21 protein-coding genes and 4 pseudogenes are annotated in these 24,237 nt (G+C 52.0%); 3 read left to right on the top strand and 22 right to left on the bottom strand.

Annotation, left to right across the window (positions count from 1 at the left end; genetic code table 11):
• Window positions 1–28: 28 nt before the first annotated feature.
• From DW082_RS12840 to DW082_RS12740, 21 genes and pseudogenes are all read right to left on the bottom strand, one after another.
• Window positions 29–556, bottom strand: coding sequence for a glycoside hydrolase family protein (locus DW082_RS12840; protein ID WP_032536910.1), 528 nt, complete (start codon window positions 554–556; stop codon window positions 29–31).
• The gene (locus DW082_RS12835) at window positions 553–1,056 is read right to left on the bottom strand and encodes a DUF3872 domain-containing protein (RefSeq protein ID WP_008645978.1); all 504 of its coding nucleotides are present in this window, start codon (window positions 1,054–1,056) and stop codon (window positions 553–555) included. The genes DW082_RS12840 and DW082_RS12835 overlap by 4 nt, the downstream gene beginning before the upstream one ends.
• Complete coding sequence (locus DW082_RS12830; RefSeq protein ID WP_008645979.1) at window positions 1,053–1,955, bottom strand: toprim domain-containing protein; 903 nt, start codon at window positions 1,953–1,955, stop codon at window positions 1,053–1,055. The genes DW082_RS12835 and DW082_RS12830 overlap by 4 nt, the downstream gene beginning before the upstream one ends.
• 10 nt (window positions 1,956–1,965) lie before the next feature.
• Complete coding sequence (locus DW082_RS12825) at window positions 1,966–2,541, bottom strand: conjugal transfer protein TraO (RefSeq protein WP_008645981.1); 576 nt, start codon at window positions 2,539–2,541, stop codon at window positions 1,966–1,968.
• Between the two features lie 2 nt (window positions 2,542–2,543).
• A complete protein-coding gene (gene traN / locus DW082_RS12820) occupies window positions 2,544–3,530 on the bottom strand; it encodes a conjugative transposon protein TraN (RefSeq protein ID WP_008645982.1) in 987 nt (328 codons plus the stop codon).
• A gap of 42 nt (window positions 3,531–3,572) precedes the next feature.
• Window positions 3,573–4,920 (bottom strand): annotated as a pseudogene (gene traM, locus DW082_RS12815) (conjugative transposon protein TraM).
• Window positions 4,901–5,209, bottom strand: coding sequence for a TraL conjugative transposon family protein (locus tag DW082_RS12810; RefSeq protein WP_008645986.1), 309 nt, complete (start codon window positions 5,207–5,209; stop codon window positions 4,901–4,903). Before DW082_RS12810 ends, traM begins: the two are co-directional and overlap by 20 nt.
• Window positions 5,210–5,214: 5 nt before the next feature.
• A complete protein-coding gene (traK, locus tag DW082_RS12805; protein WP_004308925.1) occupies window positions 5,215–5,838 on the bottom strand; it encodes a conjugative transposon protein TraK in 624 nt (207 codons plus the stop codon).
• Between the two features lie 30 nt (window positions 5,839–5,868).
• Window positions 5,869–6,873: a conjugative transposon protein TraJ gene (gene traJ / locus DW082_RS12800; protein WP_008645989.1), complete on the bottom strand. Its 1,005-nt coding sequence runs from the start codon at window positions 6,871–6,873 to the stop codon at window positions 5,869–5,871.
• Window positions 6,874–6,876: 3 nt separating this feature from the next.
• Complete coding sequence (locus DW082_RS12795) at window positions 6,877–7,413, bottom strand: hypothetical protein (protein ID WP_005944141.1); 537 nt, start codon at window positions 7,411–7,413, stop codon at window positions 6,877–6,879.
• Window positions 7,406–9,211 (bottom strand): reverse transcriptase/maturase family protein, encoded by a 1,806-nt coding sequence (locus DW082_RS12790; protein ID WP_032535361.1) that lies wholly within the window; start codon window positions 9,209–9,211, stop codon window positions 7,406–7,408. Before DW082_RS12790 ends, DW082_RS12795 begins: the two co-directional genes overlap by 8 nt.
• Before the next feature lie 662 nt (window positions 9,212–9,873).
• Window positions 9,874–11,561, bottom strand: a pseudogene (gene ltrA, locus DW082_RS12785) (group II intron reverse transcriptase/maturase).
• Between the two features lie 624 nt (window positions 11,562–12,185).
• Window positions 12,186–12,392 (bottom strand): annotated as a pseudogene (locus tag DW082_RS12780) (DUF4141 domain-containing protein); the annotation flags it as partial.
• Window positions 12,393–12,415: 23 nt separating this feature from the next.
• Complete coding sequence (locus DW082_RS12775) at window positions 12,416–12,796, bottom strand: DUF3876 domain-containing protein (RefSeq protein WP_008645992.1); 381 nt, start codon at window positions 12,794–12,796, stop codon at window positions 12,416–12,418.
• A gap of 50 nt (window positions 12,797–12,846) precedes the next feature.
• Window positions 12,847–15,351 carry a TraG family conjugative transposon ATPase gene (locus DW082_RS12770; RefSeq protein WP_032535928.1) on the bottom strand — a complete coding sequence of 835 codons (2,505 nt, stop codon included), beginning with the start codon at window positions 15,349–15,351 and terminating at the stop codon, window positions 12,847–12,849.
• Window positions 15,348–15,680 (bottom strand): DUF4133 domain-containing protein, encoded by a 333-nt coding sequence (locus DW082_RS12765; protein WP_032535929.1) that lies wholly within the window; start codon window positions 15,678–15,680, stop codon window positions 15,348–15,350. The genes DW082_RS12770 and DW082_RS12765 overlap by 4 nt, the downstream gene beginning before the upstream one ends.
• Before the next feature lie 10 nt (window positions 15,681–15,690).
• Window positions 15,691–16,002 (bottom strand): DUF4134 domain-containing protein, encoded by a 312-nt coding sequence (locus DW082_RS12760; protein WP_008645602.1) that lies wholly within the window; start codon window positions 16,000–16,002, stop codon window positions 15,691–15,693.
• A gap of 198 nt (window positions 16,003–16,200) precedes the next feature.
• On the bottom strand, window positions 16,201–16,929 hold the full coding sequence (locus tag DW082_RS12755) for a hypothetical protein (RefSeq protein WP_008645601.1): 729 nt from the start codon (window positions 16,927–16,929) through the stop codon (window positions 16,201–16,203).
• Window positions 16,930–16,950: 21 nt separating this feature from the next.
• Window positions 16,951–17,298 carry a DUF3408 domain-containing protein gene (locus DW082_RS12750; RefSeq protein WP_008645600.1) on the bottom strand — a complete coding sequence of 116 codons (348 nt, stop codon included), beginning with the start codon at window positions 17,296–17,298 and terminating at the stop codon, window positions 16,951–16,953.
• Window positions 17,299–17,300: 2 nt separating this feature from the next.
• Window positions 17,301–17,741 carry a DUF3408 domain-containing protein gene (locus tag DW082_RS12745; protein ID WP_005944168.1) on the bottom strand — a complete coding sequence of 147 codons (441 nt, stop codon included), beginning with the start codon at window positions 17,739–17,741 and terminating at the stop codon, window positions 17,301–17,303.
• Between the two features lie 2 nt (window positions 17,742–17,743).
• Window positions 17,744–18,793 (bottom strand): ParA family protein, encoded by a 1,050-nt coding sequence (locus DW082_RS12740; protein WP_117969097.1) that lies wholly within the window; start codon window positions 18,791–18,793, stop codon window positions 17,744–17,746.
• A gap of 422 nt (window positions 18,794–19,215) precedes the next feature.
• Between DW082_RS12740 and mobA the strand changes: the two genes are divergently transcribed.
• The 3 genes from mobA to mobC are packed head-to-tail and all read left to right on the top strand — an operon-like array spanning window position 19,216 to window position 22,912.
• A complete protein-coding gene (gene mobA, locus DW082_RS12730) occupies window positions 19,216–19,641 on the top strand; it encodes a conjugal transfer protein MobA (protein WP_005944180.1) in 426 nt (141 codons plus the stop codon).
• Complete coding sequence (gene mobB, locus DW082_RS12725) at window positions 19,620–20,870, top strand: conjugal transfer protein MobB (RefSeq protein WP_008645598.1); 1,251 nt, start codon at window positions 19,620–19,622, stop codon at window positions 20,868–20,870. The genes mobA and mobB overlap by 22 nt, the downstream gene beginning before the upstream one ends.
• A 32-nt stretch (window positions 20,871–20,902) precedes the next feature.
• On the top strand, window positions 20,903–22,912 hold the full coding sequence (mobC, locus tag DW082_RS12720) for a conjugal transfer protein MobC (protein ID WP_008645597.1): 2,010 nt from the start codon (window positions 20,903–20,905) through the stop codon (window positions 22,910–22,912).
• A 113-nt stretch (window positions 22,913–23,025) separates the two neighbouring features.
• Here mobC and DW082_RS12715 read toward each other — a convergent pair.
• A pseudogene (locus tag DW082_RS12715) lies at window positions 23,026–24,237 on the bottom strand (hypothetical protein); the annotation flags it as partial.

The raw sequence follows: 24,237 nt of genomic DNA, 5'->3' as shown, positions 1-24,237 counted from the left end.
GATTTTCATTTGTCAGGCATTTGCCATGTTACGGAATGTACAGCAGCGCAAACTCCGCCTTTCTCCGTTTGAGCAGCATGGCGTGCCGTTTACCCTTGTAGTTGCAGAAAGCGATATATTCCCGGTAAATGTTCCTGTCGCCAGCCTCCAGCTTTCGGATCAGTTTGCTTTTGGGTATCTTCCCGCTCCCCAAAAGCCGGTATGGACCGACATTGTAGGCGAGCGTGGCAAGGAGCAGACTGTCACGCCCGAACTGGCGGAACATGGCGCAGAACTTCCGCAAGTCTTTCCGCAGAAGCGCGTCCGCCTGTCGCTTCGTCATGGTGCGTGCCGAATACCTTTCCCCCGGCTGCAACCGGTGTCCATACCCCACATACGGGTGATGTTTTTCCGAGTGCCAGCCTTCAAAATACTTCGTACACCGAACTGCCCACTCGAAAGGCGGCAGGCGGTAGATTGCCGCCTGCCCGTCCGTCCCCTTCTGACGGCTGTCCCGTGCGGACACGGAGCAGACCGCCAGCAGCGAACAGAGGATAGCCATGAATACACGCATCATCTTGGCAGAGGTTTGTAATTGCCTATGGGGATGACGGTCTGAATGTCGTCCTTCACGTTCCGGTTGTTGAAGTCAAATTCCAATTCGTAGGAATTTTTGAAATTGTCCTCCACCACCACGATGAAGTTGTGCGCCTCGTCGCCATCTGCCGTGTAGTACAGCCTGAACTTATCGTTTTCAAGCAGGTAGCGGTCGTTGGGCAGGAAGGTAATGCCGCCCGCCATCTTCAGCGTGCCTTCCCCCTCGAACTGGAAATACCGGATGGTGTAGAGCGTGTTGGCAAATTCGCCCGTCCTTTTCAGCTCACAGCGGATTTCCACCGTCTGCCCCTTCGTGACCTTGTTCGGCACGGGCATGGTTTCCACCGTGAAGGGATAGGATTGCTGGATGTCCATGTCGTCATCGCACGATGCGAGCGTGAGCGACACGGCGGCGAACAGGCAGAGTGCCAACGCCTTGAAGATGGATATTCTCTTGTTCTTGTTGTTCAGTATGTTCATTGTCCTTTGATTTTTAAGTTATTGTTCATTTCTTTTTTTGCTGTCAGTTGCAGATACTCGTTCAAGTCCTTGCAACCGTCATAGAGTGCGGAACGGTCACAGACACGTCCGCCGTAGTGTCCTTTGAGGGCTTCCAGCGTCCTCCGCCCGGCTTCGTCACGGTCGAGGAAGCAGTCGATGCGTCCATACCCGTCTAAGTGTTTCACCGCCTTACCCACGTTGGCGACGGAGTTCAGCACAAGGCTGTCGCCATTGCCGCCTATGCCGAGTGTGTCAGCGGACAAAAAGTCCATGAAGCCCTCGAACACGCTGCATACGTCAGAGGCGGTATCTTCCGGTTTTATCAGTGACACATCTTTCGGTGGTATGCAACCTTTGAATAGTTTGCTCCTGATTTCATAGCCGCCCGCCACGTTCGGGAAACCGATTGTGAAATACCGCTTTCCACGCACGCCATAGTTCAGGCGGCAACAGTGGCGGTATGCAACGGCATAAGGGATGCCCCGTTCCGCCAGATACTCTGTTAATGGTGAGCGGAGCAGTGGGACGGCTTCCACCCCCTCAAAGGCAGGTTCGGACGGTTCCGGCAGGTACAACGGCTTTTCCGATGCGACAAACGGCATACGGGCGGTTTCCGCTATGAATCTTGCCTGCGCCATGAAGTCACCGCTTCGGGCAAACTCCCCGGCAAGCGTGAAGATGTCACCGCCCTTGCCCAAACCGAAGTCGTACCAGAGCTGTTTCGCCACGTTCACACGGAAAGAGGGGGTGCGTTCACTGCGGTACGGCGCACGATACCACAGCTCGTTTCCGCTCCTCCGTACAGGCTCATGTCCCAACCGTGCGAGAAAGTCCGCGAGGGATATTTGCCTCATGGCGTCTATATTGGTCCCTTCCATGCGGCGTGTGTCAGTTGATGACGAACTTGATGCCCAGCCCCCATTGGCAGTGGAACTTCTTCGTGTCGCCACCCCACAGGCAACGCTCCCGGAGGTTGGCGAGCAGGGCGATACGGTCAGCCACGTAAAACTCCACATCGAGCGTCAGCGCACCGCCGTAGATGAAGGCGTCCCGGTCATGCAGCGTGGAGCCGTCATACAGCACCTTTTCGCCCCAATTCACCGATTCATACCCGGCGAGAGCCGAAGCCCCCGCATAGACGAACACGATTTTGCGGGCATCGGAAAGTATCTTGAAATAGTAGCCGCCCTCCGCCGTGAACTGCGCCACAGGTATGGAAGTGTCCTTGTAGGGGCTCTTTTTCAGGAGATACTCACCTCCGAATACCCATTTGTTCCCCTTCTTCGTGTAAGTGGAGAGAGCAGCCCCTAAACTGTACCCGCCGTCGTTGCCGCCGGGTTTGAATCCGTCCGCCAGATTCGCCCTTACCTCGATGCCCTGCATCTTCGGCAGGCATCGCTGGGCGTGCGCCTGCCCCGTGAACAGGGCAAGCGACGCGATGATTATTGCGATGTACTTTCTCATGGTCAGCGCACTTGAAGTTCGTTGATGGTATTGGCGCGCACCAAATCCTCGTTCTCGATCACGAAGGACTGGTGACGACCGCCGTTCTTCTCGTTCAGTTCCACAACGAGGCACTTGCCGTCGGGTATGGTGAACTTCGCCATCGTGAAGACCGTGCGTTCGCTTTTTTTGCCCGGCACGAGCGTGGCGTAGTTCTGCGCGCGAAGCGGCAGGATGATACGCTCCTGCACGGCGGTACGCTTCGCCACCTTCTTGTCCACGATTTTCCACGTGATGTAGTCCACATCGAAAGGCACGTTGCTCTGGTTCCTGATTTCCGTGTGGAAATACAGAAGCCCGTTGTGCGTGTAGATGCCTTTCAGAAGGTACTGGATGCCGAAACGCTTGCAGCCGATATGCTTCACCTCACGCTTGTTCTGCTTGTGGATGGACTTCATGATAAGGCGCACCAGCATGGGACTTTCACTGCCCAGCTCTTTCAGGTAGATTTCCTGCGCGTTGTTCGGACGGTTCACCGCCTCGCCGTCATGGATGAAGTCGCACATCTCCACGTTGAGCAGCAGCGGTTCGGCGGCGTACTTCACGTTGAAGGTGTAGAAACTCCCGTCCTCCGTGATTACGGACATGTTGGTTTCGTTCGGGAAGTTCCTCACGGTTGCCTTCACGCGGATGACGTTCTCCGCACCGTCGGCTTTGCCCGCAATCAGATCGGGCGAGCCTAAATCGACATAGCGCACTTCCGCCGGGAAGATGACATGCACGGTCTTGTCGTAGGTCACTTCCAAGCCGTGCGGGGGGACCATGCGGTCAAAGCCCAGCTTTCTCGTCAGACCGTGATACAGGTCTCCGTCCGCTTCTTTCTGCGGATAGACCTCCTTTGTCAAGGTCAGTTGGTCACTTCTGTTGGGCGTTTCAACGGTTACGTTTTCCTGCGCGTTGGCAGTTGCGATGCCCATAGCGAGGGCAAACATCATGATTACTTTTCTCATTACTTTGGATTTTTAGTGGTAAATAAAAATTTGATTGTTTCCTTAATTCACTTCCTGATAGAGCATGACCCTGTACCCGGCTTTCAGATGCACTTTGACGGTACGCATCTTCTTGGCAATGTACTGGCTCGTGCCTTGTATCAGTCCTTTTCCCAAGTCGGAGGCAAGCTGCGCCCCGGCATTGGTGGAGATGTTGATGCTGCTCCCCAGCGAGCCGCCCATGTTGGCGGCAACCTCCCGGACAGCGTTCATCTCCATCGAGTTGGGTATGAATATGCCGGGCTGCCCATCCGTGTCATAGACCTCCAACTCCACCGGGATAACCGTGCCGTCGTGTTCCAGCGAGGTGATTTCGATGGCAAGCCGTTCACCCTGAATCTTGGCTGCGCCGACCACCACCGCATTACGGGGGATGATCCTATCAGCTACCGCCATCGGCTCCAACAGCCGTAACCTGACCGCCTGCCCGTCCGTCACGCTCTGCGCCCCATAGACACATGCCGGTATGGTGTTCCTGTCCGATACGGTCGTGACACCCACCGCCGTGTTGAAACTGCGGTTGCGTTCCTGCGAGAAGGAAGCGACAAACTCGGCATTACTCATGGGCTGTCCGAGCGAGGACACCACCTGATGCGTCACCTGCCTTACGGGTTTTGCCGTGTTCTTTCCGGCTTTCTGCACGGGGGACGGCTCTGCGGTCTGTCCCGCTGCCGCCCGCGTGCCGTTCTGATTCCCATGTACTTCGCCGCCAGCTCGTAGGATTTTTCCATGAGTGCCACCTGCTCGTCCATCGTGGAGCTTCTCTCTTTTCCGCTTTCCAGTTCGGATTCGAGCGTGGCGATGCGTTCCAGCAGTTCGTCCATCTCCGCATTGTCGTTTTTCGGCTGCTCGTAGAAGTTGCCGAGCGTGGCATTGAGGTCGCGGTAGGCGGCTGCCGAGGACTGGATGGTCTTCGGTGCGGGTTTCTCCGCCTCTTCCGTTCCGCCGGGATTGGCAAGGTCGAAATCGCTGTCCCTATCCGCTGCCGCCGTTTCGCGGTCGAACAGGTCGCCCAACTGCTGCATGGCGCGGCTGCGGTTCTCCTGCCGTTCCTCCATTGCCCCCTGCTCGTAGGCTTTCGCCTTGTCACCGATAATCCGGCGGTTCTCCTTGTCCGCATCGGGCATCTCGATATTGTAGCCGCCTGTTCCCGGCTCCTGCTCCTTGCCGGAGGACGGGGCGAATATCAGCCACATCGCCCCGATGAATACCAGCACCATAGCGGGAAGCACTATCATTTTCTGGCGTTTCAGCGTTGGGCTTCGGTCAGCGGCTTGCGCTCCTTTTTCGGCTTGCCGTTACCGGGAGCCGCCTTGTTCTCGTTTTTTGGTTCATTCTTCGTCTGTTCCATATAAATAAGGTATTACATTGTGATTGTTATCCGGCTTCACGGACAGTTCCACCTGTCCGGCATGGTCTATCTCCATCCGGCTGCCGTCATTCCTGCCGATGTCATACACGGCTTTGCCGAAGGTGTAGAGGGCAAGTGCGGCGAATGCGGCGAGCATTGCCAGCACGATGCGCCTGCGTATCTTCGGCGGCAAGCCGTCCAGATAGCCCTTGAGCCTTGCTATCAGCATTTTCTTTTTATCGTGGAGTTTCCAATAGGTACTCCATAGTGATTTTCCGATTCCTTTCATGCCTGTTACCTTTTGATGGTTTGTAAATCCTTGTTCTCGATGATGGTGAATCCCTCGATGGTGAAACCGTTGGGGTTGTCGTCCGAACGGGACGAGTTCAAGAGGCGGCAGGTGGTCACGAGGCTGCGCTCGGTGACGTTGCTCTGCCGGATGATCTTCTGCGTGGCGTAGGTCACGGCACGGTAGGGATAGCCGTTGAAGTCGCACACCACGCTGTCCACCTTCAGCACTTGGTTGATGTTACCGGCGATGATGCGGTTGTAGTACCCCTTCTCGGCGAAGTCCGAATAGTAGTTGTACACGCTCTTGTCCGCCAGCAGCAACGCACGCTTCACGTTGTGTTCTATCGCGCTCTTTTCGGGCGAGAGCGTGAAGAACAGCTCGTGGAAGCGGCGCACATGCTCCCTCGCTTCCGCCGGACGGTTCTGCGAGAGGTCCTGCGAGAGTGCCAGCATCAGCGACTTGCCGTTGTCCAGCACATAGATCTTCTCACGCTGCCGCTCCGCGAAGCGGTAGGAACTCCACACGCTCCATACCGTTATCACGGCGCACAGCGAGAGGAAGACGATACCGAACAGGCGTATCTGCCGGAACGATGATTCGATGTTTTTAAGTGATTTGAATTCCATTTTACTTTTCCGTTTATAATTGCACATTGATTATTTCAGCAGTTTCCCGGCACGTCCGACCATGTTGCCTGCGGCTGCACCCGCCACGCTGCCCGCCATGCTTCCGGCGCGTCCCGCCATCTGGTTCACGTTGCGCCCGTAGCCGCCCATGCCCCCGGCTTGGATGATCCAGCCCGCCACCGTCGGAATGGTGAAGTAGCCGATGATGCCGATTATCATGAACACGATATACACCCCGTCGCTGGAATCCAGCGAGAAGTTGGGGTCGGTCTGCATGCGCTCGATGTCGCTCTGGAGCATCAACACCTGAATCTTGGCGAGTATGGTGCTGAATATGTCCGACACGGGCAGCCACAGATAGACCTGTATGTAGCGGCATATCCACTGCGTGAGCGTGCTTTGGAAGCCGTCCCACACCGATATGGCGAAGGCTATCGGACCGAGTATCGCCAGCACCACGAGGAAGAATGTGCGGATGGTGTCTATCACGAGGGCGGCGGCTTGGAACATCAGTTCCAGTATCTCGCGGAAGAAGTCGCGGATGCCCTTCTTCATCTTGTACATCCCCCGGTCGATATACATCCCCGCCATCGTCACCATGTCGGAGGGCGACCAGCCCAATTCCTCCAGTTGCTTGTCAAACTCCTCGTTGGACACGAGGTAGGCGGTTTCGGGATTGCGCACCATCGCCTCGTATTCCAGCCTGTCCTTCTGCTCCCGGTACTTGTTCATGTCCAGCGTCTGCGTTTCGAGCAGTTTCGCCGTGCCCTGCACGACGGGCGAGAGGACGCTGTTTATCGTGCCAAGCACCACCGTAGGGAAGAACATGATGCACAGACCGATGGCAAATGGGCGGAGCATCGGGAAGACGTCTATCGGTTCGGCTCTCGCCAACGACTGCCATACCCGGTAGGCGACATAGAAGAGCGCGCCCAGCCCGGCGATGCCTTTCGCCACGCCCGCCATGTCAGCGCACAGCGGCATCATCTGCTCGTAGAGCGAGCGGAGAATCTGGTGAAGGTTGTCGAACTCCATAGGCTACCAGTATCTTTCGTTCATGCTCCCGTACAGCCCCATGATGCGGTCGAGGTCGTTTTTCTTCTTCGCACGCAGGTAGCTCACGCTGATGTTCTTGTTGGTGTAGTAGCTCACGAGGTTGCGGTAACGCTTCATCTTGGAGTGGCAGCGTTCCACCACGTCCATGCGCTCCTTGTCCGTCATGGAGAGCGTGGTGATGTTCACCACGTTCTTCAGCTCCGTCAGCACGTCGTTGGATTCTTCCAGCAGCTTCGTGTACCCAAAGGCGATGGCTCCGAGTTCCTCCACCGTGAAGTTGTCGTCGCGCAGCATCTTCTGGAAGCTGGTCACGTAGATGTCCGTGATGTCGCCTACCATCAGGATGGTCTGCTGCACCTTGCGGGCGTCCTTGACCAGATTGTTCACCGATTTGAGGGGTAGGCTAAGCATCCAACGCCCTGCCGTATTACTACGGTGGGTTTTCGGAAGCTCGCCCCCAAACCGGACGTACACGTCTCCGCGTATCCGGCTTTCTACTAATAATATCAATCTATTCATTGTTACTGAGTTTTTTGTAACACTTACCACATATGGCAATAGTCTTTCGTTTGCGAGCCATCATTTGTTTTTCGCAGGTAGTTTTCCCTTGAAGATTTTTTAATTTTCTCACATGGTGCATCACTAACTTATCGACTGCTCCACATAATTCACATTTTTCCGCTTTCAGCCTATCTATAAGACTTGTGTTTGTAGGATGATATGTGAATTTGGGCAAGTTGTCTAAATCCTTAATGTTCATTGGATTTTTCTTTTTGAACCCACCATGATAAAAGGTCAAGTCTTTGGCAGTACCGTTCTTTAAATAGTATCTAACTGAAAAAAGTCCATTCTTGGTGTACTTTTTTCGGATTTGCGACATCGTTGTCCGATATTTCTGCGCAAATGTTTTGTACATACTATATTTCATGATATACCCAAGTTTTGACAGACTACTACAATTATTAGCCAAACAATAGTAATTGTAAATGCCCTTTATTTCCTTGTTGTACCTGTCAAGTATCTCAAAGTCATTGTTGTTTGAAAGTTTGGGACGGGATTTTGCTTTCCAATACTCCTTGCCGTTGTGTATCTTTATTTCTAAAACACGATATTCGAGCAACTTTTTCTTAAACGTATCCTTTCCAAGTGCCAATTGTATCCTCTTATTGAAGACACGTCTTAGTACTCCGTATTTGCTTCTTTTGGTGTCATTGGATTTCCTTACAAAAATCTCATATCCGAGAAATTTTGCAGCGTTTTCAGCATGGGTGATAAGTGTTTTCTCATCAGACAGTGTAAGAGCTAACTTTTCATAGAGGAAGTTCTTTATGTCCTCTTTGATGATGATAGCATCTTGTTTACTGCCAATAATTCCAATTAGAAAATCATCCGCATATCTCACATATTTGAGTTTTCTGTAGTTCATATCCATTTCGTCACCATCAGAATACTGCAAACCTTCTTTTTGATAAGCCTTATATTGTCTTATCAATTCTGACCTTTCACTTTTGTCTTTTACCACTTTCAACTTTTTCAGAATACGGTGTCGTTTGCCTTCAAGTGATACTACCTGTTTAGTTCTTTTCCGTTCTTTCCCCTTATCAAATTTTCCAGTGTATTCCTTCATGAATTTATCCAACTTATCAAGGTATATGTTTGCCAAGATAGGGCTGACAATTCCGCCTTGCGGTGTTCCGCTGTAGGAGTTATGAAAGTTCCAGTCTTCGATATATCCTGCATTCAGAAATTTTCTAATCAAGCGAATAAATCTTTCGTCAGCGATACGTTCTTTCAGAATACCTATCAGTATCTCATGATTGATATTGTCGAAAAATCCCTTAATATCACCTTCTACGAACCATTTCACGCCCGAAAATGTCTTCTGAATATCAGACAAGGCAGTGTGGCAGCTTCTTAGAGGTCGGAAGCCATGTGACGTTTTTTCAAACTGTCTTTCATAGATGGCTTCCAATATCATTCTGACCACTTCCTGCAATAATTTATCATTAAAAGCTGGTACACCTAATGGACGCATTTTCCCATTTTTCTTTGGGATATACATCCGTTTTGAGGGTTGGGGCTGATAACTCTCATCTTTCAACGATGTTATCAGTTGTTCAATTCGGTTCAGGCTCATTTGGTCAATGGTTTTCCCATCTGCACCTGCTGTCATATTGCCCGGTTTCGCATATATGCGTTGGTAGGCAACGTAATACATTTCCTCATTGAAAAAGATACGGTACAAGCGTTCAAACTTGTAATTCAAATTTTCACTGTGTTCCGTTAGACTGTTTAATACATACTCTGGACTTCTCATAATGTCTCTCACATTTTCCGTTATTTGCATTAAAATTATTAGCTGCTTCCCTTCGCCATGTACAGGGCTTTCCCCTGCTCAGACTACTACGGAAGCTCCGTTGCCTTGTCGGATTTTCATAGGTCTGTACCTAATAGCCTTGCGGCGTTCCGATTTAGGCAATCCCCGTTTACGATATAATAACATGGCTATGATAGATTGTCGGATATGACTTCCGCCCGTTACCGCTTACTGCGGTTGTGCCGTAATTTGTTCCTGCCTCTACTACACGACGCTCGCAACAGAGGTATTACGGTATAGCGAGTTAAGTTATCTTTCACTATAAAACATACTGGGTTCACTTGGACTATCATTCAATCAGTTTGGATTTTATCCTCGTATCTATCTGTTTCATCTCACCATTCAGTTGCAATTTGATAACTAATTGACTTATGGCTTTCCAGCGTGCTATACTCCCTGCCGTCCTTTCGTGGGCAGATAAGCTGGTGATGATAGGTAAATATTGGAACACTTACCTAATAGCTTGCCAATGCTACATTTATTATATCGCCTATACGGGCGCACCGTCGTAATACTTCTTGTCGAGTAGGTCGGCTCCCTTACGGGAGCTTTCCCCTCTAAGAACCGTACGTGAGAGTTTCCCCTCATACGGCTCAAGTAACTCAAAGTTTCTGTTGTGAAACCGACTCATATTCTTCGTTTTTAAGAGGTTGAACATTGATCCTGCCGCAGTAGCTATGCACGAGCGTTCGCTCGGTATGGCCGTGTACCACTTTCTCGGACACCCGCCACGGGGTATTCCGGGTAATGGGTTCACCGCAGTAAGGACATTTACGCTGTTGGCGTTTCCAGATACGGACAATCGTGTTTCTACCTTTCGCGGACTGGAGCATCAAACGGGTTTCCCGTTTCTCGAAATACTCCTGCCAATCCGGGTCATAAGGATTTGCATCGCATTTTAGCTTTGCATAGCGGGTAATCTTGGTATCCGTCAGCCACTTGACGGGATGCAGTTCGGTTCTGCCGTCTTTATCGAAAGGTGCGGCAAAGACCCACGACCTGCCCCTGTGTCTGTGGAAATACTTTTCGGCTACCCACCATTTACCCTTTGCCGGATGTCGCCGGAGCGACCATTGCATAAGTTTCTGGTAAATGTGAAAATCCATTTTCTGGAACACTTTGCCCGATACCACGTGTTGGTAATAGTTCGCCCACCCGGTAATCACCGGATTAAGAAGCCTGATTAGCGATTCCTGTGGGATAGAGTGATGAGATGTGATAATCTCGTTGATCTTCCGTTGAAATTTCTTTTGGCTCTCTTTAGACGGCTTAATGAGAAACTTACCTTTGTATTTCCGAATGTTGAAACCGAGAAAATCAAACCCCTCGTCGATGTGGGTTATCTTCGTCTTTTCTTCTGATAGGGTAAGCCCCCTTACTTGAAGAAACTCACGGATTAAGGGTAGCACCCTCTGTTCCAACTCCTCTTTGCTACGCGCGGTAATAATGAAATCATCGGCGTAACGAATGAGGTGTATCTTCGGATAATAGGTAGTTTTATTCGGCCAATGAATCGGGAAATTCTCGGCCAAAAGTTTCTCGATACCATCGAGCGTCATATTCGCAAGTGTCGGCGAAATGATACCGCCCTGCGGAGTACCTTCCTCGGTGGGGAAAAGCTGTTTGTTGAAAATGAAACCGCTTTTCAGCCATTTGCGGAGCATCACTTTATCCATCGGGATATTGTTCAGCAACCAGTTGTGGCTGATGTGGTCGAAGCATCCTTTGATGTCGCCCTCCATAACCACTGCGGGGATGACTCTTTGGACAGGTTGATATAGCATTGGTGTATGGCGTCGCCCGTGCATCTTTCCTTACGGAAACCGTACGAATGGTTATCCGCAGTAGTTTCTGCAACGGGGTCTAATGCCATGAGGTACAGCGCTTGCATTGCCCTGTCTTTCATAGTCGGTATCCCTAACGGGCGCAGTTTTCCGTTACTCTTGCGAATGTTTACCCGCTTCAAAGGCATAGGATTGTAATCCCGCCTTTTCAGCTCTGTGATAGCGTTCGCCTTAGCGACCGGGGTAGACCATAAAACTTTGTCTACTCCCGATGTGTTCTTCCCGTTGTTGGAAGTCACTCGTTTCACAGCTAATGCTTTAGCCGCGAACGAGTGGGTCAGCAGCCATTGCAAAGATTTAACTTTGCCATGGCGACCTTCCTTTTGAGCCTTTACAATACGTGCTTGCAGCTTTCTAACCTCTAAATCGCATTTGTTCCAGTCGATACTTTCCCAACTGCTGATCTGTCGGTCAGTAGGCGCACACGATGTTCTAATCTCGTTCATTTGCTTTCCTCCTTTTAAAAGTTCAACAAGTTTCTTGTAAAAAGTTACCTAACGCGGAAGTCTGCCCGGTTTCCCGTGAGGTGACGTTTAAACCCCTATCCATTCCATTACAGAATGGCGTTCGCTTTCTCCGCAATCCTATACCCGCACCCCGTTCGGCTCACCTTACGGCTTGCTTACCTGCCTAAGACAGGAGAGATACGGGCTTACCACGTTTTACATAAATGACTTTCGAATGACTTAGGCTCTGTCTATACACCGGCAGCGCTTGTGTCCGTGTAACCCCACAAGGTTCGGGGTTATCCGGCTGCTTACCATTTTGGTTCAAGCCTTATAGCATCTTTAGCTTGTTTCATACCTTACGATGCGTCAAAGACAGTTCACTCTCGTTAGCCATATCACTCAGCCTCGCTCCCTAACCTCCTGATGCTGGCGGTAGTTGCTTCCACCTTGCGGCTTCGGCTTCCCTTTCGGCGGGTTACTTTGTCCGGGCGGCTCCGTACAAAACAATTACTCGTAATACACGCGCCCGTAGGCTACTACTGACGGAACAGTAGGTTTAAACTTTGGCTGTCCGTTCTCGACGGTTAGCCGCTTGTTAAACAATCATTTATGCAACTATACGTGTCGCACGCCCTGCTCGTAGATTTTCACCGTTTCCTGAAAGTTGTTCACCATGTTGGCGGCGGTCTTCGAGGTGTGGATGATGTTCTTCGAGGCGTTGATGATGCCCTGCGCCAGATTGCCCGGATCGCTCACGACCCATTGGGCGGAAGCCCTGCCCGCGAAAAGCAGGCACAGGCAGATGGCGAATGTTATTCTTGTTCTCATGTTTCTTTGGATTTTAGCGGTTCTTATTTTTCTGCCGGAGTTTCCGGCTGCTGCTTCACACGCACGTAGTCCCCGTTGGGTGAGAAGGTCAGCACGTCGGAGGCTTCGTTATACGCCACGTCGATGCGGAAGCCGGTGTTCATGAACAGGTTGCCGTTCTCCTCCTGCAAGAGGTAGGTTTCCGGTTTCAGCTTGCGGCGGATGCCGCTCCGTTTGAATACCGTCACCTTGTAGGCTTCGCCCTCCTTGTAGATAAGCACGTCGGGCTTGCCCTCCACGCTTTCCCAGTTCCCGCACAGCAGGTCGCGGCGGTTCTCCGCCACGTCGCAGGATTGCAGCACCATGACCGCCAGTCCGATCAGACACTTGCTGACTTGCAGCATCTTCATTCTTGATATGCTCATACGCTTTTCTTTTTTTCGTTGATAAATCTGTTTTACCGATTATTGATTACTTATTTCTTGTTTCTCCGCCTTTCGGCAAGCTGCCGGATGGCGGCTTCGATGTCTCCGCCCAGCTGCTCCGCCAGACGGTACACCTCCACCTTCTCCGTTTCCTCGGTGGTGTACGCCAGATACTCTTCCGCGCTCACCTCGGTGGCATAGACCGCCGACTGCGTGCCGCCCAAGCCTATCCACACCTCCTTGTAGAGCCGTGAGGGGTTGTTCGCCATGTTGATGGAGAGTATCTGCGACTTCTCCTTCTCCGTCAGTCCGAGCAACGCCTGAATCTGGTCGAACTTGTTCATGTACTTGCGCTGGTCAAGAAGTATCTTGCAGTCGGAGTTGTTGATGATGCTCTCCTTGACGACGGGCGAGGAAATGATGTCGTCCACCTCCTGCGTCACCACGATTGCCTCACCGAAATACTTGCGCACCGTCTTGTACATATAGCGCAGGTAGTCAGCCATATTTGCCGACGAGAGAGCCTTCCAAGCCTCTTCCACGATAAGCTGCTTTCTCACGCCCTTCAACCTGCGCATCTTGTTGATGAAGGCTTCCATGATGATGATGGTCACTACCGGGAACAGTTCGCGGTTGTCCTTGATGGAATCGATCTCGAAGACGATGAACCGCTTGCCCAGCAGGTCGATGTTCTCCGCCGAGTTGAGCAGGAAGTCGTAGCGTCCGCCCCGGTAATACTGCCGCATGGTGGTAAGCATGTTGTCGATGTTGAAGTCCTCCTTCTCCACCTTGATGTCACGCTCCGCCAGTTCCCTGCGGTAGTCGTCGCGCATGTACTCGTAGAAGGTGTTGAACGAGGGGACGATGCTCCTGTCTGCCCTGATGCGCTCGATGTAGGCACTCACGGCACTGCCCAATTCTCCACTTTCGGTTTTCGTCACCTTGTCGTCCTCCGACTTCCAGAGCGTCAGCAGCAGCGTCTTTATGCTGTCCTTCTTTTCCACGTCGAACACGTAGTCGTCGGTATAGAACGGGTTGAAGCTGATGGGCTTCTCCTCCGTGTAGGTAAAATACACGCCGTCCGTGCCGCCCGTCTTGCGCCGTATCATCTCGCATAGCCCCTGATAGGAGTTTCCCGTGTCCACCAATACCACATGCGCGCCCTGCTCGTAGTATTGCCGCACGAGGTGGTTCATGAAGAACGACTTGCCACTGCCCGAAGGACCCAATACGAACTTGTTACGGTTCGTGGTGATGCCCCGCTTCATCGGCAGGTCACTGATGTCGAGGTGCAGCGGCTTTCCCGTGAGCCTGTCCACCATCTTGATGCCGAAGGGCGAGAGCGAGCTGCGATAGTTGGTTTCCTCCGTGAAGAGGCACACAGCCTGTTCGATGAAGGTGTGGAAACTCTCTTCCGCCGGGAAGTCCGCAGCATTGCCGGGCATAGCCGCCCAATAAAGTGTCGGGCAGTCGATGGTGTTGTGGCGCGGCACGCACTCCATGCTTGCCAGCTGGCTGCCCACGTCGTTCTTTATGTGTTTCAGTCCCTCCGCATCGTCGCTCCACGCCATGACGTTGAAGTGCGCCCGCACCGAGGTCAGCCCGTAGGAGTGCGCCTCGTTCAGGTAGCGGTCTATCCACTCGCGGTTGATGCTGTTGCTCCTCGAATAGCGCGAGAGCGACTGCATATTCCTTGCGGACTTCTCGAATTTTTGGAGGTTCTCCTCGCTGTTGTCGATAATCACGTACTGGTTGTAGATGTGGTTGCAGGAGAGCAGCAGCCCCACCGGGGAGGCGAAGGAGAGGCGGCAGTCCGAGCGGTCGGTGGAGAGTTTCTCATACCGGGTGTCGGTAGCCACCGTGCCGGGCAGGTCTTCCGCGTCGGACAGGGTGTGCAGGCACAGGCGGTTGTCACCGATGCGCATCTCCCTTGCCGAGAGGTCGATGTCCTGCAACGTGGCGTCGCCTTCGGGCATGAGTGAGAAGTAACGCTCTATCAGCCCGGCTTTGCCGTCCGTCCCCACGATCTCGTCGGTGGAGAGGCGGCGCAGCCTGACGAAGCCGCTGTCGTTGATGATGCGCTCGAACTGTTCCGCAGCCTCCATGAACTTCGCGGCGGTTTCCTTATTCAGCTCCTTCGGGATAATATGCCCCCGGCACAGCGTGCTGAAATTGCTCTGCATCCGGTTACGCTCCTTTGTCGTCTTGGTCAGGTAGAGGTAGCACGTGTGCTTCAGGTACGGACGCTCGTTGAAGTGACGCTCGAAAGAGCGGCTCAAAAAACTCATGTCGTCCTTGTGAAGTTCCGGCGTGTACTTCTCCTTGATGAACCAGTCCTGCTTGTGGACGACGGAGAAGTCCGGCAGCACCTTGATCGCCTTGCACCAGCAGCCGTGTATCGCCTCGTACTCCGCGCCCGTCACGGTATAAAGCTCCGGCAGCTCCACCTCGAAAGCCACCGTGATGTCGGCGTCTTTGGATATGATGCAGCCTTGCTCCACCGCCATTAGCGGGAATTTGTTTTCCAGTGTTGTCATTTTGGATGTATTCCTCATGTCGTTTCTTCCTTTCGTTTCCGTTTGAATAATCGGGTGATCCGCCGCCGGTTGATAAGGTATCGGGGATGGCTCCTTGTTGCCCCTAATTTCATCAGTCCGTGTTCGCCGTACCGGGCGTTAAGCGCGAAGGTCTGCCATACGAGGACGGAGGACGATGCCACGCCGAAGCCGATACATATCCACTGGTCGATGCCGACCATGTAGAGGATGATGAACAGGACGAAGAGAGCCAGCAGACCTCCGCAGAAGATGAAGAGGTACTGAGCCTTCAAGCCCTTGAACTCTACCGGACGGCCGATACCCTTGTTTATCGGGTATTCAGCCATACATTGTTTATTAAAGGAAGAATGAGCGCAGGATGGTGGCGGCGACAATCAGGAAGATGCACGCCCCGAACCACGAGGCGGCAGTCTTGGAGGTGTCGGGATCGCCGGACGAGAATTTCCCGTACACTTTCACGCCCCCGATAAGCCCGACTACCGCGCCGATGGCGTAGATGAGTTTCGTGCCGGGGTCGAAATACGAACTCACCATAGAGGTGGCTTCGTTGATGCCCGCGATGCCGTTTCCCTGCGCGAAGGCGGAGGCGGTTGCGGCAATAAGAAGTGCCGCAGATAGGATAAGTTTCTGTCTGTTGTTCTTGTTCATAAACTGTTCTTGTTTTGTGCCGTCAAAAGGGTGGATGGTCCTTTATCGGGCGGTTGATACTCGGTTACTTTTCTTTGGTTTAGTGGGCTGCCCGTTTGTTTCTACGGACTTGGGTGTGTCCGTTGCGGACCGGACGTGCCTTGCGCTTCCTCGCCGCATGGGTGTAATTTTACATTTTCATTACCATTTCTTTTTTCGTTATACATAGTCGCGGATGTCGAAGTCCTCAATATTGTCCGGGACGACAAAATCCTTTTTCGGCTTCTTCAGCCGGATTTCGATAAGCCCCTTGATGCGGATGCTCATTTCGGACGAGCCGGTCATCAGCTTCTCGTACAGCTCCGTCCCTTCCATGTCGGTGAAGACCTTTGCCGCCCGCTCCCGTTCCGTCGCTGTCGCTTCCGGTTTTTTGGCGGTTCTGACCGCATCGTCTATCTCGTCGAAACTGCTTCCCGATGCCCTCGGCGCGTCGGGCGTTTCTTCCTCCGGCTCGTCCTCCCCGAACTCCAGTTCCGAAGGCGTGAGGCTCGTGAAGGTTTCGTCGAGTTTATCCTCCGGGACTTGTGCGGGACGGGACACGGTTTCCGTGTTTCCGTCGTCAAAAGTAGCCTCTTCCTCCGTCAGCTCAATGCCTTTTTCCGAAGTGGCGGCTTCTTGCGTCGGTATGGCAGCGGTTGTCCGGGTCGGTGCCATCCTGAAACGGCTCTTGCCGATGATGTCCGGGGTGTCTGCGGGCGGTGTTTCCCTTACTGTTTCGGGCTTTGCCGCAGTGCCGCCCAACGACCGCCACAGTCCGGCTATGCTTCTGAGGAAGCGGACAAGTCTGGTTTCCATGATCCTGTCATAAAGGAGCAGGAACAGAAACCACAGGTTGCAGCCGACCGATACGGTCAGCAGAATATCAGTCATGCTTATTGTTTCACTCATGCACGTTCTCTTTTTTGAGGGTTAAAATACTGCGTCGTAATTCCGGGCGTAAAGGCTCTTTATCGCCTCCTCGCACTGGTTGAAGTGGTGCGTAAGCACATGGTCGATGTAGGCGGACAGCGACAGCCGGTCGTGCCCGATCACACGGGTGATGCGCATGATGCGGTCGTGGTACTCCGGGCGCACATACGCCATCTTTCCCTCGCGTGCCTTCACTTCGGCTTCACGGATGAACAGCCGTTCATAGTCCTTCTCACCGCATTTGCCGCCTAACGGCACGGGGGACAGGATTTCCACACTCGCCTGCACTTGGGCAAGCATACCGCCGCCGTCATGCTGCGGACTTCTGTTTTTCCGGTTCTTTTCCATATTCAAATCAAGTCTTCACGTTGTTTCTTGTACAGTTCGTTTATTTTCTCCTTGTGCTGTTCCAGATGTTGGCGCAGCACGGTGTCCACGTAGCCGCCTACCGAGATTTCACGCCCGGCGATGTCGTTCACGATTTTGAGAATCTTGCTGTGGACGTCACGGCTGATATAGACGCACTGGCGCGTCTTTATCTCGTTGCGGCGGAGGAACAGCCCGGAATAGTCGTCCTCCTGCCGTTTGCGGCGGACGGTGTCCCTCTGCGGTTTTTCCTTTGCCGTGTATTGCACGGGCGGCGGTTCCGTCTCAGGGACGCTTTCTTCTTCGGGAGCAGGCGCGGGCGGCTCCTGCGCGTGGTACAGGGTCCCGTCCTGCCTGCGTCTGCCGATGGAGGCTATCAACAGTTCCTCGTCAATGCCTTCGGTGTTCACTTTCCTGCTGCCCATGATTATTGAGGTCTGATGATACGGCTTATCTCTTCCGAGAACTCACGGATGCCGCTTCCTTTCAGCAGGGACGCATCCATCGGGAAGATAGTCGAGCGGAACACGCTCTTGCGCTCTTCCGAGAGGTCGCGCCGGAACTTCTTGCTGTCGGGCAGGCGGGTGGACAGCACCGGCAGCCCCATCTCGGCGATCACATCCTCATACAGGTCGTAAAGCCCGTTCTTCTCCCTGCCGTCCACCATCGTCCAGAACAGGTACAGCCCTTTTGTTTTCGCCTGTCCCGTCGTCATGAGGTTGTCACGGAACATCACGGCGAATTGCAGGGTGCTTTCCACGACAAAACGGTCGGCACTCATGGGCGCGAAGATGTAGTCCATCTGCGAGAGGGTCTTGACCACGCCGTTGCTTTTCAGGGTTCCCGGCATGTCGAAGAACACGACGTCGGGTTTCACCTCTTCTGCGGCAAGCATCCTTTCGGCGTCATCGAGGGCGTCAAGGGCGTCGCTTGCGATGACCGGATAGGCGTTCTTCCTTATCTTGCGGAAGTGGTCACACGCGAGTGCCTTGAAATAGAGGCTCCCGCCGATAAGTCCCGTTTCACGTTCACGCAACCCGTGTATGCTGTGCTGTGGGGCGTCGCAGTCTATGACGGCGACATTGTGTCCTTTCACGTTGTGGAGGTAGTTGGCGGCAAGTGCCGTGACGGTGGATTTGCCGATACCCCCTTTCTGTGTTGCGAATGCAACGAATGTTTCATTACTCATGGTTCTGTTGGTTTTAATGGTTGATGAATTGTTTTCCTGCTCCGATACGGAATCGGTGACATGTATATCCGCATCCGCGAATCTCCGCCCGTCCGGTTCGTCACGTATCCGCTTCAACGGTGAGGCAGGGATTCGGATAACTGGTGAATGACGACATTGCGTCATGAAGTCATTGAATCCGTGAATCACCGCGTCATTGGAAAGCCGGGTATCCGAAGGTTCGGGTATCCGGTCAGGAAAATAGCCGCCGAAGCGGTTTGCCGGGTATTTGAAAGCCTCATTTTTCATATCTTCAAATTGTTCGTTTCTTGAATCATGCTGCAAATAAACAAGGATATTTTGGAACCTGTACCACTTCCCCGGCAAGTGGCGGCATGTTGCGCCGGTTGGCACTGATTGTCCGGGTCAAGCCTCTGTCCGATACCGCTTTAAGGGCGTAACTTTGCACCCGAACGGCAGGGTTCGCCGCAGGTGGTGCAGCCCGGAGTTTGAAAGGCATTCCCCCAATCCGTCCCCGACGGATTTTTATGTTCGCCTGAACATAGCAAGATGTCTTTTCAGCCGCTCAAAACGTTTTGAGCAGCCACGAAAAGCACTTGCCCTTGCAGGGGGCGGGCTTCCTCTCCGAAGTCGGGAAGCCTTTCAAACCTGCGGTGTCTGTGCCAAGAAGCGGCGGCTTATGCCGTCCATCCGCTAAATCCAAAGTTTATATGAAAGAGAAAAGAAACAAGACCGGGAGAAATCCCAAACTTGACCCGGCGGTGTTCCGTTACACCGTCCGTTTCAACGAGGAGGAACACAACCGTTTCCTCGCCATGTTCGAGAAGTCGGGCGTTTACGCCAAGTCGGTTTTCATCAAGGCGCACTTCTTCGGGCAACCGTTCAGGGTGCTGAAAGTGGACAGGACGCTGGTGGATTACTACACCAGACTGTCCGATTTCCATGCGCAGTTCCGCGCGGTAGGCACGAACTACAACCAAGTCGTGAAGGAACTCAGGCTGCATTTTTCCGAGAAAAAGGCGATGGCGTTGCTCTACAAGCTGGAGCAACAGACCGTCGAACTCGTGAAACTGAGCCGTCAGATTGTGGAACTTTCAAGGGAAATGGAGGCGAAATGGTCGCAAAAATCAGTGTAGGAAAGTCGTTGTACGGCGCGCTTGCCTACAACGGGGAAAAGATCAACGGGGCGAAAGGGCGGCTGCTCACCACCAACCGCATCTACAATGACGGCACGGGGACGGTGGACATACGCAAGGCGATGGAAGGTTTTCTCGCCTGTATGCCGGAGCATACGAGGGTGGAGAAACCGGTACTCCATATCTCGCTCAACCCGCATCCCGACGACGTGCTGACAGATACGGAATTGCAGGACATCGCACGCGAGTATCTGGAGAAACTCGGCTACGGGAACCAGCCGTACCTTGTTGTCAAGCACGAGGACATAGACCGTCACCACCTGCACATCGTGACAATCAATGTGGACGAGAAAGGCAGGCGGCTCAATCAGGATTTCCTCTTCCGCCGCAGCGACCGCATCCGCAGGGAACTGGAACGGAAGTACGGGCTGCACCCGGCGGAGCGTAAGAACCTACGGCTGGAAAATCCGCTGCGCAAGGTGGACGCTTCGGCGGGCGACGTGAAGAGGCAGGTCGGAAATACCGTCAAGGCTCTGAGTGGACAGTACCGTTTCCGGACGATGGGCGAATATCGCGCCCTCCTATCCTTATATAATATGACGGTGGAGGAAGCGCGGGGAAACGTGCGCGGGCGTGAGTATCACGGGCTGGTCTATTCCGTCACCGATGATGCCGGGAACAAGACTGGCAACCCGTTCAAGTCCTCGCTTTTCGGGAAGTCCGCAGGCTATGAAGCCGTGCAGAAGAAGTTTGCCCGTTCCAAACAGGAGATTAAGGACCGGAAACTCGCCGACATGACGAAACGCACCGTGCTTTCCGTGCTTGAAGGCACGTATGACAAGGAGAAGTTCGTTTCGCGGCTCAAGGAAAAGGGCATCGACACCGTACTGCGCTACACGGAGGAAGGGCGCATCTACGGAGCCACGTTCATAGACCACCGAACGGGCTGCGTGCTGAACGGCTCGCGCATGGGCAAGGAACTTTCCGCCAACGCCTTGCAGGAACACTTTACGCTGCCTTATGCCGGACAGCCGCCGATTCCGCTGTCCGTTCCGGTGGAAACAGAAGAGGATATGCGCGGACAGACCGCATCCGACCACGAGAACACGGCGGGCGGTGTCGGTCTGCTCACTCCCGAAGGTCCGGCTGTGGATGCCGAGGAGGAAGCCTTTATCCGGGCGATGCAGCGCAAGAGGAAAAAGAAGAGGCGCAAGGGCTTGGGAATGTAACCGTAAGTATCAACATCAAAATTTTTCAATCTATGTCACAACAAGAAGACGATTTGAGGGCATTGGCGAAAATCATGGATTTTCTGCGTGCCGTGAGTATTATTTTAGTGGTCATGAACGTGTACTGGTTCTGCTATGAAGCCATACGGCTCTGGGGCGTGGACATCGGCGTAGTGGACAGAATCCTGATGAACTTCAACCGCACGGCGGGGCTGTTCCATTCCATCCTCTACACGAAACTGTTCGCCGTCCTCCTGCTTGCCCTGTCCTGTCTGGGGACGAAGGGCGTCAAGGGAGAGAAAATCACTTGGGGAAGGATCTGGACGGCACTTGCCGCAGGGTTCGTGTTGTTCTTCCTCAACTGGTGGATACTGGCATTGCCGCTGCCGGTTGAAGCGGTGACGGGACTTTACGCGCTGACCGTAGGCACGGGCTATGTCTGCCTGCTGATGGGCGGTCTGTGGATGAGCCGCCTGTTGAAACACAACCTTATGGATGACGTGTTCAACAACGAGAACGAGAGCTTCATGCAGGAAACACGGCTCATCGAAAGCGAGTATTCGGTCAATCTGCCCACCCGCTTTTATTATAGGAAACGTTGGAACAACGGCTGGATCAACGTGGTGAACCCATTCCGCGCCTCCATCGTGCTGGGTACGCCGGGCAGCGGAAAGTCATACGCGGTGGTAAACAGTTTCATCAAGCAGCAGATTGAGAAGGGCTTCTCGATGTATGTCTATGATTTCAAATTCAGTGACTTGTCCACGATAGCCTATAATCATCTGCTCAACCACCCGGAGGGATACAAGGTGAAGCCGAAGTTCTACGTGATAAACTTCGACGACCCGCGACGCAGCCACCGTTGCAATCCCATTCACCCAGATTTCATGGAGGACATTACGGACGCTTACGAGAGCGCGTACACCATCATGCTCAATTTAAACAAGAGTTGGGTGCAGAAGCAGGGCGACTTCTTTGTGGAATCGCCCATCATCCTTTTCGCGGCTATCATCTGGTATCTTAAAATTTTTCAGAACGGCAAGTATTGCACGTTCCCCCATGCCATCGAGTTCCTGAACCGCCGTTACGAGGATATTTTCCCGATTCTGACCTCTTATCCCGAACTGGAGAACTATCTCTCGCCATTCATGGACGCGTGGCTCGGAGGGGCTGCGGAGCAGTTAATGGGGCAGATTGCTTCGGCGAAAATTCCGCTGTCACGCATGATTTCCCCGCAGCTCTATTGGGTAATGTCGGACAGCGAGTTCACGCTGGACATCAACAATCCCGAAGAACCGAAAATTCTCTGCGTGGGCAACAATCCCGACCGACAGAACATATACGGGGCGGCTCTCGGTCTGTATAATTCCCGTATCGTTAAACTTATCAACAAGAAAGGGATGCTGAAGTCGTCGGTCATCATAGACGAGCTGCCGACGATATACTTCAAGGGGCTGGACAACCTTATCGCCACCGCGCGAAGCAACAAGGTTGCCGTGTGTCTGGGTTTTCAGGATTTCAGCCAGTTGGTGCGTGACTATGGGGACCGCGAGGCGAAAGTGGTGATGAACACGGTCGGCAATATCTTCTCCGGGCAGGTGGTGGGCGAAACAGCCAAGACGCTCTCGGAGCGGTTCGGAAAGGTGCTTCAAAAGCGGCAGTCCATCTCCATCAACCGGCAGGATGTTTCCACCTCCATCAACACGCAGATGGACGCGCTTATCCCGCCGAGCAAAATTTCCGGCTTGACGCAGGGGATGTTCGTCGGTTCGGTGTCCGACAACTTCAACGAGCGTATCAAGCAGAAGATTTTCCACTGTGAGATTGTCGTGGATGCCGAGAAAATGAAGCGCGAGGAGAAAGCCTACAAGCCGATACCCGTCATTACCGACTTCGCGGACGCGAACGGCAACGACTGCATGAAGGAAATGGTGAAGGCGAATTACAGGCGCATCAAGGAGGAGGTGAAACAGATTGTCGCCGACGAGTTGGAGCGCATCGCTGGTGACGAGAATCTGAAACATCTGTTGCAACAGAAATAATATATAACAACAAGATGTATCAGACTCCCGTTTTGAGAATTACTCCTGCTACAGCTATCTGTGACAGGAGTAATTTGTAATTCTTTATATTGAGCATTATGACTATATTAAGTTCAACTAACCATTGCGGCCGTGTTATTTGAAACTTCATTCATTACCTCATTTAATGATTGGGATTTAGATAAAGTGGCTCTTTCTATTTTGAGCTTATCAAGCAAATATTTCAGCCTACGTTCCACCTCATTTGTTATTTCACTCCATTTTTTTACATAGAGGCTATAATTACTGTCATTTTGGACTAAACCAGTAAGCTTATTTATGACCCTTCGACCTACAATATCATCATAGTCTTGTCCTATCAAAATGAAAGTCCAGAACTCATTAGCATCATTAAAACAATCTTGTTTTAGAATAACATCCATATATTGTTCTAATTGATTTAACTGTTCTGATTTTAATTGTTTTATAGTTGTCGGATTTTTGATTTCCACAACTATATTATGAGGTCTCCCATCCCTAAAATCAGTACCAGTAAGAAATAAATCCATTTCTTTGTATTTATTAGGGTGAGCAATATATTTTTTCTCGCTAACTCCACGCAGAATATAAATGTATTTTCTTAAAGCCTCTTCAAATTTGACCTCTTCCGCACATACCATTCTATATTCTTCGCCAAAAATCCAATAGTGTTTTTCTATGAACGACTGCAAATCACGAACTTCATTGGCTTGTAAAGTATGATTAAAAACAATCTTTTTTAGATTCTCCAGTGTCAGCAATCTGTCTGAAATAAGCTTAATCGTGGAAACGACTTGTTTTAACCTCGTTATTTCTAATATTTTTGCAAATTCTTTCCTATCGTTCGAGTCTAATTCAACAACTGCATCTAAAATCTTAAACAGACTATCGCGCTCACCGCTATCCATCACCAAATTTAGAAGTTCTAAGAAAACTCTTTTTTGTTCTTTGTTCAACTTCATGAAAACAGCAGGTTCTACTTCGTATAGTTCCTTTACGAAGTTTTCCAAACCTTCTCTACGCACTATATCCCAATCTTCAGTACCAAATTTAGGGAAAACATCTTCATTCTTATATTTGGTTACCATAACTTCTGCTTGCTCCTTTAGGAATGGGCGTCTTTTCTTTTTGAGAAACTCATTGAGTTGCGTAATTAGTTCCTTAAATAATTTTCTATCAGCAGAATTATCAAACAATTTAGGTTGAATAGCATTATCGTCTAATTCGTTATCACAATTGATTTCATTGAAGAAATCATCAATCACAATTACAGAATGCCAAAAATTATCTCCTTTTTTATTTAATAA

Origin of the sequence: Alistipes sp. AF48-12 (genome assembly GCF_003477565.1) — a bacterium.
Classification (GTDB): domain Bacteria; phylum Bacteroidota; class Bacteroidia; order Bacteroidales; family Rikenellaceae; genus Alistipes_A; species Alistipes_A hominis.
Note: the sequence above shows the minus strand (reverse complement) of the source record. Positions and strands in the feature narration are given on the sequence as shown.

Excerpts from the sequence above, each read along its gene's own strand:
- traK (WP_004308925.1), bottom strand. The coding sequence starts at position 5,838 with ATGGAATTCAAATCACTTAAAAACATCGAATCATCGTTCCGGCAGATA.
- DW082_RS12775 (WP_008645992.1), bottom strand. The coding sequence starts at position 12,796 with ATGAGCATATCAAGAATGAAGATGCTGCAAGTCAGCAAGTGTCTGATC.
- DW082_RS12760 (WP_008645602.1), bottom strand. The coding sequence starts at position 16,002 with ATGAACAAGAACAACAGACAGAAACTTATCCTATCTGCGGCACTTCTT.
- DW082_RS12745 (WP_005944168.1), bottom strand. The coding sequence starts at position 17,741 with ATGGGCAGCAGGAAAGTGAACACCGAAGGCATTGACGAGGAACTGTTG.
- DW082_RS12830 (WP_008645979.1), bottom strand. The coding sequence starts at position 1,955 with ATGGAAGGGACCAATATAGACGCCATGAGGCAAATATCCCTCGCGGAC.
- traN (WP_008645982.1), bottom strand. The coding sequence starts at position 3,530 with ATGAGAAAAGTAATCATGATGTTTGCCCTCGCTATGGGCATCGCAACT.
- mobC (WP_008645597.1), top strand. The coding sequence starts at position 20,903 with ATGTCACAACAAGAAGACGATTTGAGGGCATTGGCGAAAATCATGGAT.
- DW082_RS12755 (WP_008645601.1), bottom strand. The coding sequence starts at position 16,929 with ATGAGTGAAACAATAAGCATGACTGATATTCTGCTGACCGTATCGGTC.
- traJ (WP_008645989.1), bottom strand. The coding sequence starts at position 6,873 with ATGGAGTTCGACAACCTTCACCAGATTCTCCGCTCGCTCTACGAGCAG.
- DW082_RS12795 (WP_005944141.1), bottom strand. The coding sequence starts at position 7,413 with ATGAATAGATTGATATTATTAGTAGAAAGCCGGATACGCGGAGACGTG.
- DW082_RS12740 (WP_117969097.1), bottom strand. The coding sequence starts at position 18,793 with ATGAAAAATGAGGCTTTCAAATACCCGGCAAACCGCTTCGGCGGCTAT.
- mobB (WP_008645598.1), top strand. The coding sequence starts at position 19,620 with ATGGTCGCAAAAATCAGTGTAGGAAAGTCGTTGTACGGCGCGCTTGCC.
- DW082_RS12790 (WP_032535361.1), bottom strand. The coding sequence starts at position 9,211 with ATGAGAAGTCCAGAGTATGTATTAAACAGTCTAACGGAACACAGTGAA.
- DW082_RS12810 (WP_008645986.1), bottom strand. The coding sequence starts at position 5,209 with ATGAAAGGAATCGGAAAATCACTATGGAGTACCTATTGGAAACTCCAC.
- DW082_RS12840 (WP_032536910.1), bottom strand. The coding sequence starts at position 556 with ATGATGCGTGTATTCATGGCTATCCTCTGTTCGCTGCTGGCGGTCTGC.
- DW082_RS12835 (WP_008645978.1), bottom strand. The coding sequence starts at position 1,056 with ATGAACATACTGAACAACAAGAACAAGAGAATATCCATCTTCAAGGCG.
- DW082_RS12770 (WP_032535928.1), bottom strand. The coding sequence starts at position 15,351 with ATGAGGAATACATCCAAAATGACAACACTGGAAAACAAATTCCCGCTA.
- DW082_RS12750 (WP_008645600.1), bottom strand. The coding sequence starts at position 17,298 with ATGGAAAAGAACCGGAAAAACAGAAGTCCGCAGCATGACGGCGGCGGT.
- DW082_RS12765 (WP_032535929.1), bottom strand. The coding sequence starts at position 15,680 with ATGGCTGAATACCCGATAAACAAGGGTATCGGCCGTCCGGTAGAGTTC.
- DW082_RS12825 (WP_008645981.1), bottom strand. The coding sequence starts at position 2,541 with ATGAGAAAGTACATCGCAATAATCATCGCGTCGCTTGCCCTGTTCACG.
- mobA (WP_005944180.1), top strand. The coding sequence starts at position 19,216 with ATGAAAGAGAAAAGAAACAAGACCGGGAGAAATCCCAAACTTGACCCG.